The 23,637-nt window shown below is 69.9% G+C and carries 20 protein-coding genes; 10 read left to right on the top strand and 10 right to left on the bottom strand.

Translation table 11 applies throughout. The annotated features are described in order from the left end of the window. Nucleotides 1–4 precede the first annotated feature (4 nt). Nucleotides 5–985: an alpha-ketoacid dehydrogenase subunit beta gene (locus ACFYTQ_RS18845; RefSeq protein ID WP_387362355.1), complete on the bottom strand. Its 981-nt coding sequence runs from the start codon at nt 983–985 to the stop codon at nt 5–7. After that, nucleotides 982–2,052, bottom strand: coding sequence for a pyruvate dehydrogenase (acetyl-transferring) E1 component subunit alpha (gene pdhA / locus ACFYTQ_RS18840; RefSeq protein ID WP_387362353.1), 1,071 nt, complete (start codon nt 2,050–2,052; stop codon nt 982–984). The genes ACFYTQ_RS18845 and pdhA overlap by 4 nt, the downstream gene beginning before the upstream one ends. Nucleotides 2,053–2,218: 166 nt before the next feature. Between pdhA and ACFYTQ_RS18835 the strand changes: the two genes are divergently transcribed. Both ACFYTQ_RS18835 and ACFYTQ_RS18830 read left to right on the top strand, forming a co-directional pair. Next, the gene (locus ACFYTQ_RS18835; RefSeq protein ID WP_387362351.1) at nt 2,219–2,722 is read left to right on the top strand and encodes an Lrp/AsnC family transcriptional regulator; all 504 of its coding nucleotides are present in this window, start codon (nt 2,219–2,221) and stop codon (nt 2,720–2,722) included. Between the two features lie 52 nt (nt 2,723–2,774). Further along, on the top strand, nt 2,775–3,488 hold the full coding sequence (locus ACFYTQ_RS18830) for a nucleotidyltransferase domain-containing protein (RefSeq protein ID WP_387362349.1): 714 nt from the start codon (nt 2,775–2,777) through the stop codon (nt 3,486–3,488). Between the two features lie 138 nt (nt 3,489–3,626). Here the strand turns inward: ACFYTQ_RS18830 and ACFYTQ_RS18825 are convergent, their stop codons facing one another. Beyond that, nucleotides 3,627–4,652, bottom strand: a complete 1,026-nt coding sequence (locus ACFYTQ_RS18825; protein WP_387362347.1) for an alpha/beta fold hydrolase — start codon at nt 4,650–4,652, stop codon at nt 3,627–3,629. 144 nt (nt 4,653–4,796) lie between these two features. On the opposite strand from ACFYTQ_RS18825, the gene ACFYTQ_RS18820 reads away from it, so the two are divergent. The 3 genes from ACFYTQ_RS18820 to ACFYTQ_RS18810 all read left to right on the top strand — a co-directional run bounded on the left by ACFYTQ_RS18820 (nt 4,797) and on the right by ACFYTQ_RS18810 (nt 7,673). Further along, nucleotides 4,797–5,423, top strand: coding sequence for a class I SAM-dependent methyltransferase (locus tag ACFYTQ_RS18820; protein WP_387362345.1), 627 nt, complete (start codon nt 4,797–4,799; stop codon nt 5,421–5,423). 181 nt (nt 5,424–5,604) lie between these two features. Further along, complete coding sequence (locus ACFYTQ_RS18815) at nt 5,605–6,807, top strand: benzoate/H(+) symporter BenE family transporter (RefSeq protein WP_387362343.1); 1,203 nt, start codon at nt 5,605–5,607, stop codon at nt 6,805–6,807. A gap of 59 nt (nt 6,808–6,866) precedes the next feature. Continuing rightward, nucleotides 6,867–7,673, top strand: a complete 807-nt coding sequence (locus ACFYTQ_RS18810; RefSeq protein ID WP_387363063.1) for a sulfurtransferase — start codon at nt 6,867–6,869, stop codon at nt 7,671–7,673. Nucleotides 7,674–8,188: 515 nt separating this feature from the next. Here ACFYTQ_RS18810 and ACFYTQ_RS18805 read toward each other — a convergent pair. Beyond that, nucleotides 8,189–8,890, bottom strand: a complete 702-nt coding sequence (locus tag ACFYTQ_RS18805) for an HNH endonuclease family protein (RefSeq protein ID WP_387362341.1) — start codon at nt 8,888–8,890, stop codon at nt 8,189–8,191. 32 nt (nt 8,891–8,922) lie between these two features. Further along, on the bottom strand, nt 8,923–9,285 hold the full coding sequence (locus ACFYTQ_RS18800; RefSeq protein ID WP_387362339.1) for a hypothetical protein: 363 nt from the start codon (nt 9,283–9,285) through the stop codon (nt 8,923–8,925). Between the two features lie 134 nt (nt 9,286–9,419). Here ACFYTQ_RS18800 and ACFYTQ_RS18795 point away from each other — a divergent pair, with 134 nt between their 5' ends. From ACFYTQ_RS18795 to ACFYTQ_RS18785, 3 genes are all read left to right on the top strand, one after another. After that, nucleotides 9,420–12,224 (top strand): DEAD/DEAH box helicase, encoded by a 2,805-nt coding sequence (locus tag ACFYTQ_RS18795; RefSeq protein WP_387362337.1) that lies wholly within the window; start codon nt 9,420–9,422, stop codon nt 12,222–12,224. After that, nucleotides 12,221–12,985: an SWIM zinc finger family protein gene (locus tag ACFYTQ_RS18790; RefSeq protein WP_387362335.1), complete on the top strand. Its 765-nt coding sequence runs from the start codon at nt 12,221–12,223 to the stop codon at nt 12,983–12,985. The genes ACFYTQ_RS18795 and ACFYTQ_RS18790 overlap by 4 nt, the downstream gene beginning before the upstream one ends. Nucleotides 12,986–13,256: 271 nt before the next feature. Next, nucleotides 13,257–14,018 (top strand): helical backbone metal receptor, encoded by a 762-nt coding sequence (locus ACFYTQ_RS18785; RefSeq protein WP_387362333.1) that lies wholly within the window; start codon nt 13,257–13,259, stop codon nt 14,016–14,018. Between the two features lie 7 nt (nt 14,019–14,025). Here the strand turns inward: ACFYTQ_RS18785 and ACFYTQ_RS18780 are convergent, their stop codons facing one another. After that, entirely contained in the window at nt 14,026–14,853 is an 828-nt protein-coding gene (locus tag ACFYTQ_RS18780) for an SDR family NAD(P)-dependent oxidoreductase (protein ID WP_387362331.1), read from the bottom strand. A gap of 65 nt (nt 14,854–14,918) precedes the next feature. Beyond that, the gene (icmF, locus tag ACFYTQ_RS18775; RefSeq protein WP_387362329.1) at nt 14,919–18,167 is read right to left on the bottom strand and encodes a fused isobutyryl-CoA mutase/GTPase IcmF; all 3,249 of its coding nucleotides are present in this window, start codon (nt 18,165–18,167) and stop codon (nt 14,919–14,921) included. A 148-nt stretch (nt 18,168–18,315) separates the two neighbouring features. Between icmF and ACFYTQ_RS18770 the strand changes: the two genes are divergently transcribed. After that, complete coding sequence (locus ACFYTQ_RS18770; protein ID WP_387362327.1) at nt 18,316–19,389, top strand: enoyl-CoA hydratase/isomerase family protein; 1,074 nt, start codon at nt 18,316–18,318, stop codon at nt 19,387–19,389. Nucleotides 19,390–19,414: 25 nt separating this feature from the next. Beyond that, on the top strand, nt 19,415–20,191 hold the full coding sequence (locus ACFYTQ_RS18765) for an enoyl-CoA hydratase (protein ID WP_387362325.1): 777 nt from the start codon (nt 19,415–19,417) through the stop codon (nt 20,189–20,191). A 2-nt stretch (nt 20,192–20,193) separates the two neighbouring features. On the opposite strand, the gene ACFYTQ_RS18760 is transcribed toward ACFYTQ_RS18765, so the two are convergent. From ACFYTQ_RS18760 to ACFYTQ_RS18750, 3 genes are all read right to left on the bottom strand, one after another. Then, complete coding sequence (locus ACFYTQ_RS18760) at nt 20,194–21,273, bottom strand: Hsp70 family protein (RefSeq protein WP_387362323.1); 1,080 nt, start codon at nt 21,271–21,273, stop codon at nt 20,194–20,196. Between the two features lie 75 nt (nt 21,274–21,348). Continuing rightward, nucleotides 21,349–21,885 carry a MarR family winged helix-turn-helix transcriptional regulator gene (locus ACFYTQ_RS18755; protein WP_387362321.1) on the bottom strand — a complete coding sequence of 179 codons (537 nt, stop codon included), beginning with the start codon at nt 21,883–21,885 and terminating at the stop codon, nt 21,349–21,351. A 34-nt stretch (nt 21,886–21,919) separates the two neighbouring features. Continuing rightward, entirely contained in the window at nt 21,920–23,323 is a 1,404-nt protein-coding gene (locus ACFYTQ_RS18750; protein WP_387362319.1) for a metallophosphoesterase, read from the bottom strand. Nucleotides 23,324–23,637: the final 314 nt, after the last annotated feature.

The following is a 23,637-nucleotide window of genomic DNA, read 5'->3' as shown; positions in this document are numbered from 1 at the left end:
CGGATCAGGCGGCGAGCGTGCGGTCGACCGCGTCGAGGATGCGGTCGGGGTCGGGCAGGTGGTGCCGTTCGAGCTTAGCCGGGGGATAGGGGATGTCGAAGCCGCCGACCCGCAAGACCGGGGCCTCGAGGTGGTAGAAACACCGTTCGGCCGTGCGTGCGGCGATCTCCGCGCCGAGCCCGGCGAAGACCGGGGCCTCGTGTGTCACGATCAATCGGCCCGTGCGGCGCACCGATTCCTCGATGGTGTCGAAGTCGATCGGCGACAGGCTGCGCAGGTCGATCACCTCGAGTTCGCGGCCCTCGCCCGCGGCGATCTCGGCGGCGGTGAGCGCGGTGCGGACCGTGCCGCCGTAGGCGACGATCGTCGCGTCGGCGCCCGGGCGCAGCACGCGGGCGCGGTGCAGCGGGAAGGGGTCGTCGTCGAGGGCGGCGAAATCGACCTCGGCCTTGTCCCAGTAGCGGCGTTTGGGTTCGAAGAAGATCACCGGATCGTCCGCCGAAATCGCCTGGCGGAGCATGAGATACGCGTCGGCGGGGTTGCTCGGCGCGACCACGCGCAGACCCGCGGTGTGCGCGAAGTACGCCTCGGGCGATTCGGAGTGATGCTCCACCGAGCCGATGCCGCCGCCGAACGGGATGCGAATCGTCAAGGGGGCGTTGACTTTTCCTTGGGTGCGGTAGTGAATCTTGGCGACCTGCGAGACGATCTGATCGAAGGCCGGGTAGACGAAGCCGTCGAACTGGATCTCGCAGACCGGACGCAGGCCGCGCAGCGCCATGCCGAAAGCCGTTCCGACGATGCCGGATTCGGCCAGTGGGGTGTCGATGACGCGATTGTTGCCGAAGTCCTTCTGGAGGCTGTCGGTGACGCGGAAGACGCCGCCGAGGCGGCCGATGTCCTCGCCCATCAGCACGACGCTCGGGTCGTCCTCAAGGGCTCGGCGCAGGCCGGTGTTGAGCGCGTTGGCGAAGGTGGTGATCACGAGCGGACTCCCTCCAGGTAGGCCGCGCGCTGCTCGTCGATCAGGGGATGCGGCGCGGCGTAGACGTGGTCGAACAGCTCGCTCGGATCGGGGTCGGGGAGTTCGAGGGTGGCGGTGCGGACACGGGCGCCGACCTCGTCGGACCGGTCCTTGACGCGTTGCTCGAACGCGTTGTCCCACAAGCCTTGTCGTTCCAGCAGGCGGCGCATTCGATCGATGGGGTCGCGGCGCTGCCACACCTCGGTCTCGGCCGCGGTGCGGTAGCGGGTCGGGTCGTCGGCGGTGGTGTGCGGGCCCATGCGGTAGGTGATGGCCTCGATGAAGGACGGGCCGCCGCCGGACCGGGCGCGGGCGATCGCCTGCCGGGTCACCGCGAGGACGCCGAGCACGTCGTTGCCGTCGACCTGCACGCCCGGGATGCCGTAGCCGTAGGCGCGCCGCACGATCGGGGTGGGGCTCTGGACGCGGACCGGTTCGCTGATCGCCCACTGGTTGTTCTGGCAGAAGAAGACCACCGGGGCGCTCCACGAGGCGGCGAAACCGAGGGCCTCGGCGATATCGCCCTGACTGGTCGCGCCGTCGCCGAAGTAGGCGACCACCGCGATCTCCGCGCCCTCGAGATGCGCGGCGTAGGCGTAGCCGGTGGCGTGCAAACCCTGGGCGCCGACCACGATCGCCGGATTGGTCATATTGATCTCGGCCGGATCCCAGCAGTGGTGCGCGACCCCCCGCCACAGCCGGGTGATCTTCGCCGGATCGACGCCGCGGCAGTAGGCCACGGCCGCCTCGCGATAGCTACAGAACACGTAGTCGTCCCGGTGCAGGGCGTGGGCCGAACCGACCTGAGCCGCCTCCTGCCCGAACAGCGGCGCCCACAGCCCGAGCTGCCCCTGCCGTTGCAGCGCGGTCGCCTCGGTGTCGATCCGGCGGGCGACCACCATGTCCTCGTAGAGTTCGCGCAGCTCCGTGGGTCCCACATCGGCGACCGACGCCGCGTGCTCCCGATCGAACACCCGTCGTCCGTCCGGTTGAACCAACTGCACCGGGTAGGTGGCTCTGTCGGCCATGCCCATCGCCTCCTGTTCATCGCGCTGCCGGGGTCTCCGGGTATCGCGACATATCGATGTGCTGTAACTCACAGCATCCACGCCTGGGCGATTTGCGCAAGTCACCACACGGCAACTGTGCAGAATGCTCGTCGTCCGGCCGCTGATTGCTGTCATACTGCATCGCATGTCCAGTGCAGAACCTGTCAACGCGGTGGTCGACGCGACCGATGCCCGGTTGTTGCTCGAACTGGTCGCCAACCCCCGGGCGACGGGGGTGGAGCTGGCCACGCGACTGGGGTTGTCGCGCAACACGGTTCAGGCCCGGCTGGCGCGCTGGGAGGCGGGCGGGGTGCTGGGCAGCTTCGAACGGCGGGTGGACCCGCGAGCGTTGGGCTATCCGCTGTCGGCGTTCGTGGCGGTAGTGGTGGATCAGCACAAGCTGGATTCGGTGGTGGACGAGTTGGCGGAGGTTCCGGAGGTGACGGAGGTCTGCGGTATGACGGGGCCTACGGATCTCACTGTTCGGGTGGTGGCGCGGGATGCGGATGATCTGTATCGGATCGCTGGGCAGATTTTGAAGATTCCGGGGGTGGAACGGACCAACATGGCGTTGGTCATGCGCCAGCTTGTGGGGCCGCGAACTTCGCCTCTGCTCCAACGCCTCTCCACCGTTCGCACCCCGCGCTGACCGCTCGCGAAATCCCGTTGCCGTCCGGGTTCCGGTGATGTCGGATCGGGGGATGAGCCTCGATGGAGTCGAGGTCGCTCGGCGACTGGTGCGGGAGATGTTTCCGCGGGCACGGGCGGCCTGGCTGGGCGGCAGCGTCGCGCTCGGGATCGCCACGGCCACTTCGGATCTGGACATCACGGTCCTGCTCGACGGTCCCCCCGCGCCGTATCGGGAATCGTTGCGATTCGAGCGATGGCCCGTCGAGCTGTTCGTGCAGACCCAGGCATCGATCGAGTATTTCCGCACGCGGGAGTGCGCGGTCCGGCGGCCCAGCACGCTGCGCCTGATCGGGCAGGCACATATTCTCCTCGACACCGACGGCAGCGGAGCGCGCCTGCGGGACCACTGCGCGAGCCTCCTGGCGGCAGGACCGGAACCGTTGACGGACAAGGAACTACGCGCCGCCCGCTACCGGATCACCGACCTGCTGGACGATCTCGCGGGTTCGCGCGACGAGAACGAACGCCTGATGATCGCGGCCGCCCTGTGGCAGGCCACGGCCGATCTGCTGCTCACCGGTCACGGCCACTGGACCGGCGGCGGCAAATGGCTGCACCGCGAGCTGTCCACCGTCGACCCGGACTTCGCACAAGCGCTGGCTACCGGAATGCGCTCCGTCGCCATGGGCTCGATCGAGCCGATGACAGACGCCGTCGAGCGGTCCTTGAAACCCTTCGGCGGCCGCCTGTTTCACGGCTACCACGAAGCCGCCCCCCGCGACTGACCCCCCGTGCACGATCTCGGGGCCCGGCAACCCAGCCGCACCCTTTATTCGAATCCGCACCCTTTATTCGAATCCGCACCCTCTGTAGAGCCCTGGAACGGGTGCGGATTCGGATAAGGGGTGCGGCTGGGGTGGGGGTTAGGGGTGGAGGGCTGCTGCGGCGGCGGCTCGGGAGCGGACGCCTAGTTTGGTGCGGGCGTTGGCTATGTGGCGGTGGATGGTGTGGGGGCTGAGGGTCAGGTGGGTGGCTATTTGGGTGTCGGTCAGGCCCTGGGAGACGAGGTGGAGGATTTCGCGTTCACGGGGGGTGAGGGCTTGGGGGCCGGGTGGGGTAAGGCGGGGTGGGAGGGGGTGGCCGAGGGCTCGGAGGGTTTCGTCGGCTACGGCGGTGGCGTTGCCGCGCCAGGGGAAGTGGTCCTCGCCGGGGAGTTCGACGAAGGTGGCGCGGGGGAGGCGGCGGGCCACGTCGAGGCCGAGGGGGAAGGGGACGGCTCGGTCGTCTCTCCGATGCAGGACGGTGGTCGGGATTCGCACTGCCGCAAGGTGATTCGTGGCGTCGAGGGCGTAGGTGGCGGCCAGGGAGCGGGCGGCCTGGTCGGCGGTGGCGGACAGGCGTTGGAATTGGGCGAAGCGTTTGCGCTCGGCGTTGTCGGCGCCGGGGACGAAGACGTCGGCGAGGAGGCGGGAGCCGAGGCCCCAGTGGGTGGCGATGGTGTCGACCATGGCTCGGCGCGCGGCCTCGGGGGCGAGGTCCGTGCCGCGGGCGAAGGCGCCGTAGAGCACGAGGCGGTGGACTCGGCGGGGGAGGCGGGCCGCGAGTCCGGCGGCGACGGCCCCGCCGGAGGACGCGCCGAGAATCGCGACGCGCTCCACGCCGAGGGCGTCGAGAAGGTCGGTGGTGACGGCGATCTCGGCGTCGAGTTCGAGGGGAGCGCCGCCGCCACCGGACAGGCCGCGGCCGGGCTGGTCGTAGCGGATGACGGTGAATCGGTCGGCGAGCCGGGACAGATAGCCGCGGAACAGCGGATCCTCCCAGTTGAGGGCCAGGTGGCTGCACCACCATCCGCCGATCAGCAGGGCGGGGCCGCTGCCGACCGCGGAATAGGCGACGTCGCCGCCGACCGTTCGCACATGACGGACGACCTGATCCTCGACGCGCAACATGAGCCACCTCTCACCGGTCGTGCGGATTCTCGCGACAGGAGAACATCGTCCCGGGCACGGCGGGTGCATCACCCGTTCCCGCCATCGATGATGGCCCGAAACGGCCATGACACCGATCGCCCTGGCCCGCCACACTCGATTCCCATGACCACCACAACGTTCGGTCAGCGCGTCTTCGCCAGCTGGTACCTGAATTTCATGTCCCGCGTCGACCGGGCCGGGCAGGCCGATATGCGCCGAGAGCAACTCGCGCACGCGCGGGGCCGCACCCTCGAAATCGGTGCGGGGAACGGGCTTTCCGTACCGCACTACCCCGGCGATCTCGACGCGCTGGTCCTGCTGGAACCGAACGCGGCGCTGCGGGCGCGGCTCGCGGAGCGGACCGATACCCCGGCCGCGGTCACGATCGTCGATGGTGACGCGCACAATCTGGAGTTCCCCGAGGGCAGTTTCGACACGGTCACCGCGTCGCTGGTGTTCTGTTCGGTCCGCGACCCCGCCCGCGCCCTGCGCGAGGTGCACCGGGTGCTGCGCCCGGGCGGACGGTTCCTCTTCCACGAGCACGTCCGAGGCACCGGCGTCCGAGCGTTCTTCCAGGACCTGCTGACGCCGATGCAACGGCGCCTCGCGGACGGCTGCCACGCCAACCGCGACTTCGAATCTTACCTGGCCGCAACAGATTTCGAGATCGAAAGCATCGACCACCGCCGAATGCCGACAATGATGTCCACCATCGTCCCCCTGGTCGTCGGCACAGCCCGAAAGCGCTGACCCACCCCCTGTACGGCAACCCAGCCGCACCCCTTGTTCGGATCCGCACCCGTTGTATAGCCCTGGAAGGGGTGCGGATTCGGATAAGGGGTGCGGCTGGGTTGCCGGGCGTTGGGGAAATCAGGCCAGTTTTGGGGGAGTGGATGGTGACTGGGGGTGGGGGATTGGTGAGGATGGCTCGGTGAGTAGTGGTGTGGAGAGTGCGGCCGTGGGGGAGCGGGCTGTGGGGGTGGGGCAGCCGATCGGTGCGGGGGTTGTCGCGGCGCTGGTGGGGTTGACCAGTTCGTTCGCGGTGGTTTTGGCGGGGTTGACGAAGGTGGGGGCGTCGCCGGGGCAGGCGGCGTCGGGGTTGGCGGCGGTGTGTGTGACGCAGGCCGTGGGGATGATGGTGTTGAGTTGGCGGTATCGGATGCCGATTTCGTTGGCTTGGTCCACGCCGGGGGCGGCGCTGTTGGCGAGTACGGGGGCGGTGGCGGGTGGGTGGCCCGCGGCGGTGGGGGCGTTCGTGGTGACGGGTGTGTTGATCGCGGTGACCGGGTTCTGGGAGCGGTTGGGGAAATTGATCGCGGCGATTCCGGCGGAGATCGCGCAGGCGATGTTGGCGGGGGTGTTGATGCCGTTGTGTCTGGCGCCGGTGCACGCGGTGGTGGTCAGTCCGGCCGTGGTGATTCCGGTGGTGGTGACGTGGCTGGTGTTGCAGCGGTTCGCGGCTCGGTGGGCGGTGCTGGCGGCGTTCCTGGTCGCGGCGGTGGGGGCGGGGATCGATATCGCCGTCACGCATCGGTCGGTGGCGTGGTCGGAGATGGCTCCCCGGGTGGAACTCGTTGCGCCGCATTTCAATTGGCAGGCCGTGATCGGGGTTGCGGTGCCGCTGTACATCGTGACCATGGCGGCGCAGAACATTCCGGGGACCGCGATCATGAGTTCGTTCGGGTATCCGGTGCCGTGGCGGGCGGCCATGGCGACGACCGGGATCGGCACGATGATCGGGGCGCCCGCGGGCGGGCACGCGATCAATCTGGCGGCGTTGAGCGCCGCGTTGACGGCGGGGCCCGGGGCGCATCCGGACCCGCGGCGGCGGTGGATCGCGGTCATGGCGGCGGGGAGCACGTATCTGGTGGTGGCATTGGCGTCCGGGGCCTTCGTGACGCTGGTGGCGGCGGCGCCGAAGGGTGTGCTGGAAACCGTTGCGGGACTTGCCCTGATCGCCACGCTGGGGGCCGCGCTGACGGCGACGCTGAGCGCGGCGGAGCATCGGATCGCGGGGGTGGCCACGTTTCTGGTGGCGGCGTCCGGGGTCGCGATCTTCGGGATCGGGGCCGCGTTCTGGGCGCTGGTCGTGGGGTTGGCGGTGCGCTGGGCGCTGGGTTCGGGCGTAGGGTGAGGGTGTTTCGCGACAGGGTACAGATCTGGAGAACAGGAGCTGGCTTGACCGCGGTATTGATCTCGGCCGACGACCTTCGGAAAGCGCTGTCCGACAACGGTTCCCGGCCGCATCTGCTGGATGTGCGCTGGGCGCTGGGGGATCCGGACGGGCCGCAGCATTATCTGGACGGGCACATTCCCGGGGCCGTCTTCGTCGATCTCGAGACCGAGCTGTCGGCACCGCCCTCGCCCGGCCGCGGCCGTCATCCGCTGCCCGATCCGGCTCATCTGCAGAAGTGCGCGCGCAGTTGGGGTTTGCGGGCCGGGGAGCCGGTGGTGGTCTACGACGCGACGGGTGGGATGGCGGCGGCTCGGGCCTGGTGGTTGTTGCGCTGGGGTGGTGTGGGAGACGTACGGATTCTGGACGGGGGCCTGCCCGCGTGGGAGCGGGCCGGTGGCGAACTCGCGCGCGGGGACGAGCCCGCGCCCGAGCCCGGGAACATCGTGCTGACCTCGGGACATATGCCGACGATCGACGCCGACGGGGCGGCGAGTTGGTCCGGGCTGCTGCTCGACGCCCGGGCCGGGGACCGGTATCGGGGCGAGTCCGAGCCGATCGATCCCCGTGCGGGGCACATCCCGGGCGCGTTGAGCGCCCCGACGGCCGAAAACCTCACGCCGGAGGGGACTTTCAAGCCTGCCGATGAGCTCCGGGACCGCTTCGTCACCCTCGGTACGGGTCCGGTGGCGGTCTACTGCGGGTCCGGGATCACCGCCTCCCACCAGATCGCTGCCCTCGCCGTCGCGGGGATCGAGGCCGCGCTCTATCCGGGGTCATGGTCGCAATGGTCCAGTGATCCCGACCGGCCTGTGGCTACCGTGTGAGATCCCCGCCCGGCCCGCAGGCCGGACCGGGCGGGGAACAAGGGGGCGCGGGCAATCCGGGCGGGGAGCAAGCGTGGTGCAGGCAGGCCGGCGGGAGCAAGCGCGGCGCGGGCAGACCGGCGGGGAACAAGGGCGGCGCGGGCAGACCGGGCGAAAGCAAGCCCGGCGCGGGCAGACCGGGCGGGAGCAAGCGCGGCGCGGGCAGACCGGGCGGGAGCAAGCGCGGCGCGGGCAGACCGGGCGGGAGCACGCGCGGCGCGGGCGGGAACAAAGGCGGTGCGGTCGGACCGGGGGGAGCAAGGGCGGTGCGGCCGGACCGAGCGGGGAACACGGGGCGGCGCGAGCGGAAGATCTATACGGCCGAAAGGGCCTGTGGGGCAAGGTACTTGTGGATTGAAGGCGCTCGAGGCTGGCAGGCCCGTCGGCTGAAGGGCCGAAGGACCTGGGGTGCGTGGGGCCGGAGAGCCGTCGGGGACGGAGGCGGCTGGGGCCGGAAAGCTCTGCGGCGGAACGGTTTACGGGCACCTGGAGGCGACCTTTGTGAGCGCTCGATGGTCGGCCTTGGTGATCGGTAGGTCGTAGTGGATCGCGACGGTCAGGAACTTGCCTGCGTAGAAGCAGTGGTAGGCGGGGGATGGGGGGAGCCAGTCGGAAGGCGTGCGGGCGCCCTTGGATTCGTTGGTTTCGCCGTCTACGGCCAGGAGGTTGAAGGTTATGTCGTTGGCGAAGCGGAGGCGGTGGGGGAGGGGCCAGGTGGCGGCGCCCATGGCCCAGGCGGCGGCTAGGGGGTAGACGTGGTCTATTTGGATGGTGCGGGGGTTGGTTCGGGTGAAGGGGATTCGGCGGCCGGTGTAGGGGTCGTTCAGGGTGCCGGATTGGACGACGCAGTCGTGGGTGTTGGGACGGTAGTGGACCTCGTGTAATTGGTTGGCCAGCACCGTGTTTCGGGCGTCGCAGCCGTCGTGGCCGCCGGGGCCGTCGTGGTCGTCGGACCAGGCGGGGCCGAAGACGCAGGCCTGGGCGGCCTGGCAGCCGCGCTCGTAGCCGCGCAGCGGTGGGCGGGTGTCGAGGAGGCGGACGACGCCGAGGAGGCGTTCGAGTTCGGCTCGGGGCGGGCTGCCGGGGGCCGGTGGGTCGGTGCCCAGGATCGAGCAGGCGGCGGTCAGTGCCGTCGCCAGAACCGTCGCGAGTCCGAAGCCGTACTTCCCCCAGCGCACCCGTCAGGTTGTACACGGGGGCACCGACAGGTTCACATCCAGGCGCGGGCCAGGAGTTGATCGGAGGCCAGGTCGACGGCGGTGGGCGGGAACCGGGTGGCCGCGAGGGTTTCGACGCGTTCGCCGTCGTGCCCGATGACCCACGAGCCGCCGCGGTCCTCGCATTCGGCGATCTTGGCGAAGGTCGTGAGCAGGAAGGTGATGGCGTCGCGGGGGTCGCGGGTGCAGGCCAGGCGCTGGGATTCGCCCGGTCGCGACAGATCCAGCCAGACGCCGCACTGGCCGTCGAGTCGCATGCCGACGATCTTGGCCGCGTCGACGAAGGTGAATTTGCGCCGCTCCCACGGGGTGGTCGGCGTGAAACTCTGTTCGAGAACCTGGAGCAGGATGGTCATCGTGCCGCCCTCTCGGTCGCACAGGTGTTTCATCGGCTGTGACCAGCGGATATCTCAGTATGTGCCGTGCCATCGCAGAAGGAAAGGCCACGGTCGCGGCGCATCGTGTCGGTGCCGGCTGCTTGGATGGACCCATGCTGCACGGGTTGTGGACACCGGGCTCGGGGCTGCTGCTGTGGCGGCGGCCCGATGCCGGTGACGACAGCGCCGTCCCGCCCGTCCCGTTGGCGTCGATCGTGCAGACGGCCCGCTTCCGGCATCGCGCGACCGTACTCGTCGCGGGTCCGAACGGGCCGGTGGAGACCGAGGTGCCCGCGCACGCCCTCGCCCCGGACGCCGCCGCTCGCGTTCTGCTGCAATCCCTTCCGGCCGCCACCGTCGCCGCCGATCTGCGCTTCCTCGCCCACGTCGCGCTCGGCGTCGAGCGGTGGGTGCGCGCGGGCCGGATCGTGCCCGAACTGCGGCGCGAGGACGGGGAGTGGTGGGTGCGCTGGCGGCTGGTCGGCGGCCGTCGGCAACGCGCGTGGCTCGCCGAACTCGCGGTGGCCATGCCGCCCGCGCTGCGCCTGCCCGGCCGCCCCGCCACCATCCTCGAGGATCTGGTCGAGGAACTGACCGACCCGATCGCGCGGCTGCACGCGCCGCGCCTCGACTCCGCGCACCCGTTGCTGTCGGCGCTGCTCGCGGACGTACCGCTGCCCGCCGGATCGCATCGCGTGGCGACGGCTCTCGAGCACTGGCGGACCAGCCTCACCGCGGGCGAACCCGAACTGGTCCTGCGCCTGCTCGAACCCGACGACGACGCCGCGGACGACAGCCTCGACGCGCTGTGGCGGCTGGAGGTCTGCCTGCGCGCGGAAGGCGAAGCGCCGCAAGCGGTTCCGCTGCACGGCGATCCGAGCCTGGTCCGCCTGGCCGGGGAGAAGGTGACCGCCGCCGTGCGGGCGTACCCACTGCTGCGCGAGCTGCCCCGCGATCCGCGCGGCATGGACTTCCTGCTGCCCACCGAGGTCGTGCGGGATCTCGTCGCGCACGGGGCGACCGTGCTGCGCGAGGCCGGTGTGCAGCTGCTGCTGCCGCGCGCCTGGCGGATCGTCGCGCCGAGTATGCGCGTCCACGTGCAGAGCCCTGCCGCGACCGAGACCGCGGTGGGTCTGAGCGGGTTGGTGTCCTACCGCTGGGAGCTGGCGCTCGGCGATATGGTCCTCACCCCGGCCGAGATGAGCCGTCTGGTCCAGGCGAAATCCGATCTGGTCCGCCTGCGCGGGCAGTGGGTGCAGGCCGATCACCGCACGCTCGCCGCCGCCGCGGCCTACCTCGAGGGCCGCACCGACGAGACCGTGGGCACCCTGACCCAGTTCCTCGGCGAGGTCGGCGCGGCGGGAATCCCGCAGGTGCCCGTCGAGCGGGCGGGCGCGACCGGATGGGCCGCGGAGCTGTTCGACTCGACCAAGTCCGTGCGCGACGTCGATCCCCCGGCCGGTCTGAAGGCCCAGCTGCGCCCGTACCAGTTGCGCGGCCTGTCCTGGTTGGCGACCATGAACCGGCTCAACTGCGGCGCGATCCTCGCCGACGATATGGGCCTGGGCAAGACCGTGCAGGTGCTGGCGCTGCTGGCACACGAAAGGGAAACCGCCGCAACGGTTCCCGGCCCGACGCTGCTGGTGTGCCCGATGTCGGTGGTCGGCAACTGGCAGCGCGAGGCCGAACGCTTCGTGCCCGGCCTGCGCGTGCTCGTCCATCACGGCGCGGGGCGTCGGCGCGGCGCGGAACTCGATGCGGCCGTGGCGGATTCGGATCTGATGATCACCACCTACGCCCTGCTCGCCCGCGACACCGAGGAGCTGGAACGCCAGCCCTGGGAGCGGATCGTGCTCGACGAGGCCCAGCACATCAAGAACGCCGCCACTCGGCAGGCGCGCGCCGCCCGTCGTGTCCCGGCCCGACATCGCTTGGCGCTCACCGGAACTCCGGTGGAGAACCGGCTCGAGGAACTGCGGTCGATCCTCGATTTCGCCGCGCCGAAACTGCTCGGCAAGGCGTCGGAGTTCCACTCCCGCTTCGCGGTGCCGATCGAACGCGAACGCGACGAGAACGCGGTCACCCGGCTGCGCGCGATCACCGCGCCGTTCGTGCTGCGGCGGGTCAAGACCGATCCGGCGGTGATCTCGGATCTGCCCGACAAGATCGAGATGACCGTGCGCGCCAATCTCACCGTCGAGCAGGCGGCGCTGTATCAGGCCGTCGTCGACGATATGGTCGCCAAGCTGCGCGGATCGGAGGGCATGGCCCGCAAGGGCGCGGTGCTCGGCGCGCTGACCCGGCTCAAACAGGTCTGCAACCATCCCGCCCACTATCTCGGCGACGGGTCGGGCGTGCTGCGGCGCGGGCAGCACCGCTCCGGGAAGCTGGCGCTGATCGAGGACGTGCTCGAGTCCGTGGTCGCCGATGGCGAAAAGGCCCTGCTGTTCACCCAGTTCCGGGAGTTCGGCGAGCTGATCGCGCCCTACCTCGCGGAGCGGTTCGGCACGACGGTCCCGTTCCTGCACGGTGGTGTGGCGAAGAAGGCCCGCGATGCCATGGTCGATCGGTTCCAGCACGACGACGGTCCGCCGCTGATGTTGTTGTCGCTCAAGGCCGGTGGCACCGGGCTGAACCTCACCGCCGCCAATCACGTTGTGCACCTGGACCGTTGGTGGAATCCGGCGGTGGAGAACCAGGCCACCGATCGCGCGTTCCGCATCGGCCAGCGCCGCGACGTACAGGTGCGCAAGCTGGTCTGCGTCGACACCATCGAGGAGCGCATCGACGACATGATCGGCGGCAAACAGGAATTGGCGAACCTGACCGTCGGCACCGGTGAGAACTGGATCACCGAGTTGAGTTCCGACGAGCTGCGCGAGCTGTTCGCGCTCGGCCCCGAGGCGGTGGGCGAATGACCTCCTTCGAGGACTACAGCAAATACGGCAAACGCCTGCCGGTGCGCGGCGGGGTGGAACCGCGCAGCCGCCGCGGCTCGTTCGCGCGCACCTGGTGGGGGCGGTCGTTCATCGAGGCGATCGAGGATGTCGCCGATTCGGGGCGGCTCGCGCGCGGCCGGTCCTACGCGCGTTCGGGGCAGGTGGTGACGTATCACCTCGAGCCGGGCGCGGTGACCGCGGAGGTGCAGGGCAGCCAGCCGCGTCCGTTCGCGGCCGCGCTGACCATGCGCAAGCTCCGCGAGGAGCGGCTCGACGAACTGATCGAGCTGGTGCGCGGCACGCCCGGCATGCTCGCCCAACTGGCCTCGGGCGCGCTGCCGAAGGAACTGGGCCCGCTGCTGCTGCCCACCACCGCCGCCGAACTCGACTTCGCCTGCACCTGCCCGGATTCGGGCTGGCCGTGCAAACACGTCGCCGCGCTCTGCTACATCATCGCCGAGAGGCTCGACGAGCAGCCCTCGGTCATGCTCGTGCTGCGCGGACTGGATCTGGACACCCTCATCGGCGGGGTGCAGTCCGACAACGGTCCCACCGTCTCCGACGACCTCTACGGCGAGAACACCGACCTGCCCGCCCTGCCCGTACCCGAATTCCGCCCGGCGTACGAGGATCTCGATCCCGTCCCGCTACGGCAGGCGCTGCGCATGACCGCCGAGGACGAGCGCACCGCGGAGGCGGGCCTGCGCGATCTGCGGGAGCTCTATCGCGGGTTGCCGTGACGCCGTGTCGCGTTGGGTTGCGCCGCCGCACCCGCGCCTGGCCGGGCCGCGATCGGCAGCACCCGCGCCTGGTGTGGGCTGGGGTCGGCCGCGCCCGCGCCTGGTGTGGGCTGGGGTCGGCCGCGCCCGCGCCTGGTGTGGGCTGGGGTCGGCCGCGCCCGCGCCTGGTGTGGGCCGCGATCCGCCGCGCCCGCGCCTGGTCTCGGCCGCGATCAGCCAGGGGCGCGGGGACTCGGCCCGAGGGGGCGCTGGGGCGGGCTATCGTGAAGTCATGCGCGATGATCTCGGTGCGGAGGTGCGGCTGTCCCGGCCCGTGGGCCGCGTGGTCTCGCTGGTCCCGTCACTGACCGAGGCCATCGCGCGCAGCTGCCCGGGATCGCTCGTCGCGGTGACCGAATGGTGTACGCACCCAGCGGATCTCGAGGTCGAGCGGGTGCGGGGGACGAAGAATCCGAATGTGCGGCGGATCGTGGAACTCGCGCCCGATCTGGTGGTGTGCAATCAGGAGGAGAACCGGCGCATCGACGTGGATCGGCTGCGCGCCGCCGGAATACCCGTGTGGGTCACCAGGATTCGGACCCTCGACGAGGCATTCGATTCGCTAGCAAGGCTTTTCGAGATCGCGCTCGGCGTCGGCCGCCCTGCCTGGCTGGACGAGGCCGAGCGGGCGTGGCGCGTCCCGGCTCCGAAACCGTTGCGGGACGCCGTGATCCCGATCTGGCGCAATCCGTGGATGGTCGTGGGGGCCGACACCTTCACCGCCGATCTGGCGGGCCGACTGGGTCTGCGGCTCGTGCACGCCGACCGGCCCGAACGGTATCCCCAACTGTCGGAGGACGAAGTGCGCGCCGGAGTGGAGTTGGCGGTCCTGCCCGACGAGCCGTACGTCTTCACCGCCGACGACGGCCCCGACGCCTTCCCCGGCATCCCGGTCGCGCTGGTGGAGGGTCGCAGCCTCACCTGGTACGGCCCCTCGCTGGTCACCGCGCGCGCCACGCTGACCGATCAGCTGGCGGGCGCCTTCGTGTCCTGAGGGCCGCTCAACGCATCAGCCGCTCCAGCAATCCGGCCATCCGGGTGTAGGGGGCGGGCAGCAGGCGTTTGAGGTGCCAGATCGCCTTGGCCTCGAGCTGCGGCACGGCGTACAGCGTGCCGCGATCGACCGCGTCGAGGACATTGCGCGCGATGGCGTCGGGGGAGCGGCCGGTCCAGCGGACCAGGCGTTCGCCGAGCCGCTCGGAGCTCGCGTCCGGAAACGAAACACTGTGCAGGATATTGGTTTTCACCGCCGTCGGGCACACCGCCGTCACGGTCACGCCGGTGCCGGACAGTTCGGCGGCCAGCGTCTCCGACAGCGCCAGCACCCCGGCCTTGCTCACGTTGTAGGCGGCCATGCGCGGCGCGGTGCCGAACGCGGCGGCCGAGGCGGTGTTGACGATCGCGCCGCGCCCGGCCGCGCGCAGCCGGGGCGCGAAGACCTGACAGCCGTGCACGACACCCCACAGGTTCACGTCGAGCACCCGATGCCACTCCGGCAGCGGGACCACGCCGACCACCGAACCGGCCTGGGCGATGCCCGCGTTGTTGACGACGATGTCGGGCTCCCCGCCGAACCAGTCGCGGGCGGTGTCGGCCAGGGCGACGACCCGATCGCAGTCGGTGACGTCGCAGGCCACGCCGAGCGCCTCGCCCGGGGCCGCCGCCGCGGTCGCGCGGGCGCGGTCCTCATCGATATCGGCGCAGACGACGCGCCCGCCGCGCCTGCTCAACTCCAGCGCCAACGCGCGCCCGATGCCGCTACCGGCCCCGGTGATCACCGCGTCGGCGCGGTCGGTGCGACCCGGACGACGGAACGGATCGAACCGCATATGCCCTCCCGTCGCCGGAGACCGGATCTCCCCCATCAGACCCGCGGACCCCGGCGATGTCAACCTCACACGTTGCGGCGATACTGCCCGCCGACGGTGAAGAAGGTGTCGGTGACCTGCTGCAACGTGCACACCCGGGCGGCGTCCATGAGCACCTCGAAGACATTGTCGTCGGTGCGGGCGGCCGCCTCCAGCCGGGCCAGCGCGGCGTGCGCCTCGTCGCGGTGGCGGGTCCGGTAGTCGCGGGTGCGGTCGAGCTGGGACTGCTTCTCGGCTTCGGTGGCGCGGGCCAGTTCGAGTTCGAGTCGCGGGTCGCCGTGCGGATTGCGGAAGGTGTTGACGCCGATGATGGGCAGCGTGCCGTCGTGTTTGCGCTGTTCGTAGAGCATCGACTCGTCCTGGATGCGGCCGCGCTGGTACCCGGTCTCCATCGCGCCGAGCACGCCGCCGCGCTCGGAGATCCGCTCGAACTCGACGAGCACCGCCTCCTCGACCAGATCGGTGAGCTCGTCGATGATGAAGCTGCCCTGGAGCGGGTTCTCGTTCATCGCCAGGCCCCACTCCTTGTTGATGATCAACTGGATGGCCAGGGCGCGGCGCACCGAATCCTCGGTCGGGGTCGTCACCGCCTCGTCGTAGGCGTTGGTGTGCAGGCTGTTGCAGTTGTCGTAGATCGCGATCAGCGCCTGCAACGTGGTGCGAATGTCGTTGAAGCTCATCTCCTGCGCGTGCAGCGAGCGGCCCGAGGTCTGGACGTGGTACTTGAGTTTCTGCGAACGCTCGTTCGCCCCGTACTTGTCCCGCATGGCGATCGCCCAGATGCGCCGCGCGACCCGACCGATGACCGAGTACTCCGGATCCATGCCGTTGGAGAAGAAGAACGACAGGTTCGGCGCGAACTCGTCGATGTGCATGCCGCGCGCGAGATACGCCTCCACGTAGGTGAATCCGTTGGCCAGCGTGAACGCCAGCTGGCTGATCGGATTGGCCCCCGCCTCGGCGATGTGGTAGCCGGAGATCGACACCGAGTAGAAGTTGCGAACCCCGTTGCGCACGAACCATTCCTGGATGTCGGCCATCATGCGCAGGCTGAACTCGGTGGAGAAGATGCAGGTGTTCTGGCCCTGATCCTCCTTGAGGATGTCGGCCTGCACGGTGCCGCGCACGGTGGCGAGGGTGTCCGCGCGGATCGCGGCGGCCTCCTCGGCGCTCGGTTCGCGGCCCTCGGCGTCGGAGAAGCGTTGCAGCGCTTGGTCGATCGCGGTGTTGAGGAAGAACGCCAGGATGGTGGGCGCGGGCCCGTTGATGGTCATCGACACCGAGGTGGTCGGCGCGGTGAGGTCGAAACCGTCGTAGAGCGCCTTCATATCGTCGAGCGTGGCGATGGAGACGCCGGAGGTGCCGACCTTGCCGTAGATGTCGGGGCGTTCGGCCGGATCGTGGCCGTAGAGGGTCACCGAGTCGAAGGCCGTCGAAAGCCGTTTGGCCTCGGAATGTTCGGAGAGCACCTTGAACCGGCGGTTGGTGCGGAACGGGTCGCCCTCCCCGGCGAACATGCGCGCCGGATCCTCGTTGTCCCGCTTGAACGGGAACACGCCCGCGGTGAACGGGAAGCGGCCGGGCAGGTTCTCGGCGCGCAGGAAGCGCAGCAGTTCGCCGTGATCGGTGAACCGCGGCAGGGCCACGCGCGGAATCGAGCTGCCGGACAACGAGTTTCGCCGCAGGGTGGTGCGCAATTCCTTGTCCCGCACGCGCACGACCTGCTCGTCGCCCCGATAGGATTCGGCGATCGACGGCCACTGGGCCAGCAGGTCGGCGTCGGCGGGAGCCAGCTCCTTGCGGGCCCTGTCGAGAAGGTCGGCGACGGCGGTGGCCGCGGACTCGTTCGACTCCTCGGCCGCGGCGGCGGTGAGTTCGCCCAGCACCTGCTCGAACCGCTGAACCCGTTGCGCCGCAAGGGCTTGCCGCGCGGTCTCGGCGTGATAGCCGCGCACGGTGTCGGCGATCTCGGCGAGGTAGCGCACCCGCGCGGGCGGGATGAGCTGGGCGAAGCGGGTGGAGACCTTGGTGTCGACGCGGGGCAGCACGCCCTGTTCGAGGGGCAGGCCGTGCGCGGCCAAGGCGGTGGCCAGATGCTGGTACAGCGCGGTGACGCCGTCGTCGTTGAAAGTGGCCGCGCTGGTGCCGAACACGGGCATGTCCTCGGGCGAGCTGCCGAACGCCTCCCGGTTGCGCACCAGCTGCCGCGACACGTCGCGCAGCGCGTCGGCGGCGCCGCGGCGCTCGAACTTGTTGATGGCCACCACATCCGCGTAATCGAGCATGTCGATCTTCTCGAGCTGGGAGGCCGCGCCGAACTCAGGCGTCATGACGTACAGCGACACGTCGACGTGGTCGATGATGCCCGCGTCGCCCTGGCCGATGCCGGGGGTCTCCAGGATGACCAGGTCGTAGCCCGCCGCCTTGCACGCGAGGATCATCGCGTCGATGTTCGTGGGCAGTTCGTGCGCGCCGCGGGTGGCCAGCGAGCGGAAGTAGACGTGCTCGGAGTCGAGGGAGTTCATCCGGATCCGGTCGCCGAGCAGCGCGCCGCCGCCGCGTCGCCGGGTCGGATCGACGGCCAGGATCGCCACCCGCAGCTTGTCCTGCTGGTCCGACCGCAGGCGGCGCACGAGTTCGTCTGTCAGCGAGGACTTTCCGGAACCGCCCGTACCCGTGATGCCGAGCACCGGCACCGAGCGCGCGGCGGCCGCGGCGGTCAGCGCGGCCAGATCCGATTCGGGCAGCGTGTCCTGTTGCAGGCACGTGAGGGTGCGCGCGAGGGCGGTGCGCTCCCCGGCCAGCACGGCGTCCACGGGCGCGGGCTCGAGCGACAGGTCCACATCGCAGGTCTCGATGAGTTTGTTGATCATGCCCGGCAGGCCGAGCCGCTGCCCGTCCTCGGGCGAGAAGATCGTCACGCCCGCGTCGGCCAGCCGCGCGATCTCCTCGGGCACGATCACCCCGCCCCCGCCGCCGAAGATGCGCACGTGCCCGGCCCCCGCCTCGCGCAGCGCCTGGGCGAGGTACTCGAAGTACTCGACGTGCCCGCCCTGGTATGAGCTGACCGCGACGCCCTGCACGTCCTCGGTCAGCACGGCGTCGACGACCTCGCTCACCGCGCGGTTGTGGCCCAGGTGGATGACCTCGGCGCCCTGCGATTGCAGAATCCGCCGCATGATGTTGATCGCGGCGTCGTGCCCGTCGAACAGGGCGGCCGACGTCACGAAGCGGACGGGGTGGACGGGTGTGTGCAGTGCGGGGCGGTCGGCCATGGAATCCTCCGGCAAGTCCTTGGGCGCCAGATACTAGGACGTCAAACTAATTCTAGGGTGAGTGGAGTCACAGCGCCAGCGGACCAGGTCGGGCTAGGTTCGGTTGGACGTCCAACTATCCTGCCGGGCGGCGAGCGAAGGGAGCGGTGTGAGCGACGAGGTGCTGATCGAGCGGCGGGACGGGCTCGGGCTGATCACGCTGAACCGGCCCAAGGTCATCAACGCGCTGACGCACGCGATGACGCTGACCGTGCTGGACGCGCTGCGGGAGTGGGAGTCCGACGACGCGGTGCGCGCGGTCGTGGTGACCGGTGCGGGGGAGCGCGGTCTGTGCGCGGGCGGCGACCTCGTGGCCATCTACCAGGACGCGAAAACCGGTGCGGGCGAGCCGGATTCGCCGTCGGGGCGGTTCTGGCGCGACGAGTACACGCTCAACGCCTACATCGGGCGCTATCCGAAACCGTATGTCGTGGTGATGGACGGGATCGTGATGGGCGGCGGCGTGGGGCTGTCGGCGCACGGCAGTCATCGCATCGTCACCGAGCGGTCCGCGGTCGGAATGCCCGAGACCGGAATCGGTTTCGTGCCCGATGTGGGCGGGACGTACCTGCTCGCGCACGCGCCCGGGGAGATCGGCACGCATCTCGCGCTGACCACAGCGCGGATGGCCGCGGGCGACGCCATCGCGGCCGACTTCGCCGACTATTACGTTCCGGCACAGGACATTCCGGCGCTGCTGGACGCGCTGCGCACCGCCGATCCGGAGATCGCCATCGCGAAATTCGCCCGGCCCGCGCCCGCCTCCGAGCTTGTGGCGCAACGGGATTGGATCGATGCGTGCTACGCGGCCGACACCGTGGCGGAGATCGTGGCCCGGCTGCGCGCGCACGAATCACCCGCGGCACGCCGCGCGGCCGAGGACATATCGGCGAAATCGCCGACCGCGGTGCAGGCCACCCTGCGGTTGCTGCGGCAGGCCCGCACGCTGGACAGCCTCGAGGAGGCGCTGAACGCCGAGTACCGGGCGACGGTCGCCGCGCTGGCCGCCCACGATCTGGTCGAGGGCATTCGCGCGCAGGTGATCGACAAGGATCGGAATCCGCGCTGGGCGCCCGCTACCTCGGCCGAGGTGACGGCCGCGCAGGTGGACGCCTACTTCGCGGGGCTGGGCGAGTTCGAGCTGAATCTCGCCGCGCCGCGCCTGGGCTATCGTCACCGGTAATCCGCCACCGATCGGGAGAGGGACAGTGACCGATTTCGAGACCATTCTGCTGGAGCGCAGGGACCGGGTGGCCCTGATCACGCTGAACCGGCCGAAGGCGCTCAACGCGCTCAATTCGCAAGTGCTCGTGGACATCACGGCCGCGCTCGACGAGCTCGAGGGCGACGCGGGCATCGGCGCGGTCGTGCTGACCGGCTCGGAGAAGGCGTTCGCGGCCGGGGCCGACATCAAGGAGATGCAGAGCAAGTCCTATATGGACATGTACCTGACCGATCACTTCGGCGGCTGGGATCGGCTCGCCGCGTTCCGCAAGCCGATCATCGCGGCGGTCGCGGGTTACGCGCTCGGCGGCGGCTGTGAGCTGGCGATGATGTGCGACATCCTGATCGCGGCCGATACGGCGAAGTTCGGTCAGCCCGAGATCAAGTTGGGCATCATTCCGGGGATGGGCGGTTCGCAGCGGCTCATTCGGGCCGTCGGCAAGGCCAAGGCCATGGATCTGATCCTCACCGGCCGGAACATGGACGCCGAGGAGGCCGAGCGGGCGGGGCTGGTGGCCCGGATCGTGCCCGCGGCCGAGCTGGTCTCGACCGCGCTCGAGGTCGCCGGGACCATCGCGAACATGTCGCTGCCCGCGGTGATGCTCGCCAAGGAGGCGGTGGGCCGGGCCGACGAGACCACGCTGTCGGAGGGGCTGCGGTTCGAGCGGCGGGTGTTCCACTCACTGTTCGCGACCGAGGATCAGTCCGAGGGCATGGCCGCCTTCGTCGAGAAGCGCGCGCCGAACTTCAGCAATCGCTGAAATCACTTGTGCGGCACGGTATTTCCCGGCGTGCCCGCGATCTCCATCGGGGACGCCGGGGTGCCGCCGGTGGTGGTCGGGGCGGGAGACTGCTTGTCGGTCATGAGAAGTCCGGCGACGGTGGCGCCGAGGGTCGCGGTGACCGCGAGGGCGGCCACCACCTTGCGCCTGGACACCGGCGCGGCGTTCGCGGGGCGCAGGGTCGGCATGCTCGCGAAGCGCACGCCGCGCACGCGCCGGGCGGCGGGCAGCTGCGTGGCCATCAGGACCGCGCCGCGGGCGGAGACGAATTCCGGTTCCGGATCGTACATTTGGGGCAGATCGAGCAGTTGGCTCAGGGTCTCGCGGATACCCGGATTGCGGGTGCAGCCGCCGAGCAGGGCCAGCACCTGCGGCGCCACCCCGGCCTCATCGATCATCTGGCGGACGTAGGACACCGAATGGTGGATGCCCGCGGCCACCAGATCGTTGAAATCGCTGCGGGTCAACACCATTCGCGATCCGGTCACCGGATCGGTCGTCGTCACCACCGGGGAGGCGGTGAGGGCCTCCTTGTAGCCGCGGGCGATCGTCTTGTCGACCTCGACGCCGCCGTGCGCGAGCCGCCAGCGCAGCAACTCGTCGTGGCTGTCGCCGCCGAGCACGGTGCTGTGCCGCGTCGACAGGATGGCGTCGGTGCGGCAGTCGGCCTCGGTGATGGTCAGGCCGGAGGCGCCCAGATCGTAGAGCACGACCGCGCCCTCGTCCGGAAGTCGGCCGGTGAAGCGGAGATACCGCAGCTGGGCGACCGGTTCGTCGACGATCGTGAGGCGGCTGCGGCCCGCCGCGGCGCGAATCGCCTCGGCGTGCCGGGGGCAGCGGCAGGTGACCGCGATCCCGGTGATGAATTCGTCGCGCTCGGTGGCCGCCTCGCGCATGAGCGTGATCGCCTGGAAGACAGGCTCCTCCACGCCGCCGCCCGCCCGCCGGGGAACCGTGCACCGATCGATGGGGGGCAGGTGCGGCTGGTCGGAGTGCGTGAGCATCGCGCGTGCGCCACCAGCGCCCGCCGACACCCCCAGGACCAGCACCATGGCTTCCATGGTGAACCTTTTGGGGCGCGATGGGAAGACGACGGGTCAGTAATGTCGCTGGGCGGATGCTGAACGGTTATGCGGTCAGGCCCAGCGGGTCGGCGTGTCGCCCGTGTCGAAGTCGCCCGCCGCCCGGCGGAATTCGGCGAGAAGTCGCAGCAGGAGCTGCAAACGTTCGGGCGGCAGCCCCGGATGCGCGAAAACCTTCGCGTTCAGGGCAGCGCTCGCGCGAGTCGCCAATTCGCGTCCGGCGTCGGTGATCTCGATCAAGGTTGCCCGGCGGTCGCTGGGATGGGGTACGCGCTTGACCAGCTGCGCGGCTTCGAGGCGGTCCACGGTGTTGGTCACGCTGGTGGGATGCACCTGGAGACGGGCGCTGGCGACGGCCATGGGCAGTGCGCCGGTCTTGCTGAAACTGAGCAGGGTCAGCAGTTCGTATCGGGAGAACGTCAATCCGGACGGGCGCAGCGCCTCGTCCACCCGGGCCATCACGATCTGCTGCGCCCGCACCAGGGAGGTCACCGCCGCCATCCCGTCGGCGACCTCGCCCCAACCGTGCGCGGCCCACTGCCGGTGGGCCTCCTCGATGGGATCCAGGGGAAGCGGGCGGGGCGTTGCCATGGGCCGAGTCTATTTGTTGTGTTCTCCGCTGTATCTAGGGGATTCCGGCGAGGCCCGAGAAGTCCCTGGTCACAACGTGGTTGCGGTCGGTGACCGTGCCGAGGGTGTATTCGGGGAGCAGGCCGAAGTACTCCGAGCGGGTGCGCGTGCTCCAGCGGCGTGCGGCCGGGGTACGGGTTTTGTAGAAGTTGGCCTGGTAGCCGCCCTCGTGGATGCGGAGCAGGGTGTAGCCGCCCGGGTACTCCTTGACGGCGGCGACCTCGAGGAATTCGACGTTCAGCGGGATGTCGGGGCGGGTGCGGCGGTTGCGGTGGGTGTGTCCGCTGTGGTGCAGGAAGACGCCGGGGGTGTCGCGGTAGAGGGCGTGCAGGCGGGCGGCGTCCGGGCGGTTGAGGACGAAATCCGGTCCGGCGAGGTTGGTTACGCCGGATTCGAAGGTGACGGGGTGGTGGCCGAAGACGAGGGTGGGGCGGTCGGGGTCGGCCTTCAGGGTGGTGTGGAGGCGGTCGAACTGGTCGTCGTCGATGGTGCCGCCGGAGGTGTCGAGGGCGGTGGTGTCGAGGCCGATCAGGTGGAGGCCGCCGAGGTCGTGGTCGGTGAGTTCGCCTCGGGGAGTGAAGGATTCGGCCCAGCAGTCGTGGTGGTCTTCGGCTGTCGCCGGGCAGGCGGCGTAATCGGGGCCGACGTGGGGGCGGTCGTGGTTGCCTCGGGTGGCGAACCAGTCCTTGTTCTCGGTGCCCCAGGCGTCGAGGAGGCGGCGGACGGCGCGGGTCTGGTCCGGGGTGGCCTCGGCGGTGAGGTCACCGGCGAGGAGCAGGTGATCGGCTGTGCGGTCGGGGCGGCGGAGGTCGTCGAGCAGGGCGGTGAGCATGACCTCCGGGTAGGGCGGGAGGCCCGGGTCCTGGCGGACGCCCGGGGGGAGTCCGGCGGCGATGAGTCCGCTGATCTCCTCGCCGAAGTGGATGTCGTTGCAGAGGGCGAGGGTGCGCAGGAGGCGGCCGGGTGGGGGTGTGAGGGTGGTGAAGGTGCCGGTGGTTTCGGGGGAGCCGGGGAGTCTGGTGGCGAGATTCTTTGCGGGGGTTGCGGTTACGCCGTTGGAGAGGGCCTCGAAGCGGTAGGGGCGGTTGGGGTCCAGGTTGGTGATCTCGGCGTAGTGGTAGGGGGTGGGGGTTTGGTCTTCGAAGACGGTTTTGGGTGTTGTGAGTGAATTCGCCGGGGCCAGGCGGACTTCGGTGTTCGCGGGGACCGGGGTGTGGTCGTGGGGGTCGAGGGTGGTCCAGGTGAGGATGGCGGCGGTGTCGGTGAGGGTGACCAGTTCGAGATCGGTGGCTTCTGGGTCGGTTTGGGCGCGGGCGGTTCCGGGGGCGAGTAGGGGTGCGGTGGCCGCTATGGCCAGAGCGTTCAGGAAGCGGCGACGGTTGGGGCCGCAGCAGGTCATGGGATCTCCTCGCCCATCGGATGCGCCTTGTCTCCGTGGAGGATACGGCTCCTCCTTCCCCACCACCTCCAAAGCTGGACTGACCCCAGGTACGGCAGTACAGCCGCACCCTTTATTTGGATCCGCACCGGTTTCAGGGATCTACAAGGGGTGCGGATTTGAATAAGGGGTGCGGCTGGGTTGCCGAGCGTGTGGGGTTGGGGGTTAGCGGTTGGCTAGTACTCCAGCCGGACTTCGTGATCGATGGTGTTGCTGGTCAGTGGGCTGGACGTGGAGCGGCCACCGCGTGATCATGTCGTGTTTGTGTGTGACAC

The organism is Nocardia sp. NPDC004068, from assembly GCF_042874315.1.
In the GTDB taxonomy this organism is placed as follows: Bacteria; Actinomycetota; Actinomycetes; order Mycobacteriales; family Mycobacteriaceae; genus Nocardia.
This window is presented reverse-complemented; position numbering and strand designations above follow the sequence as displayed.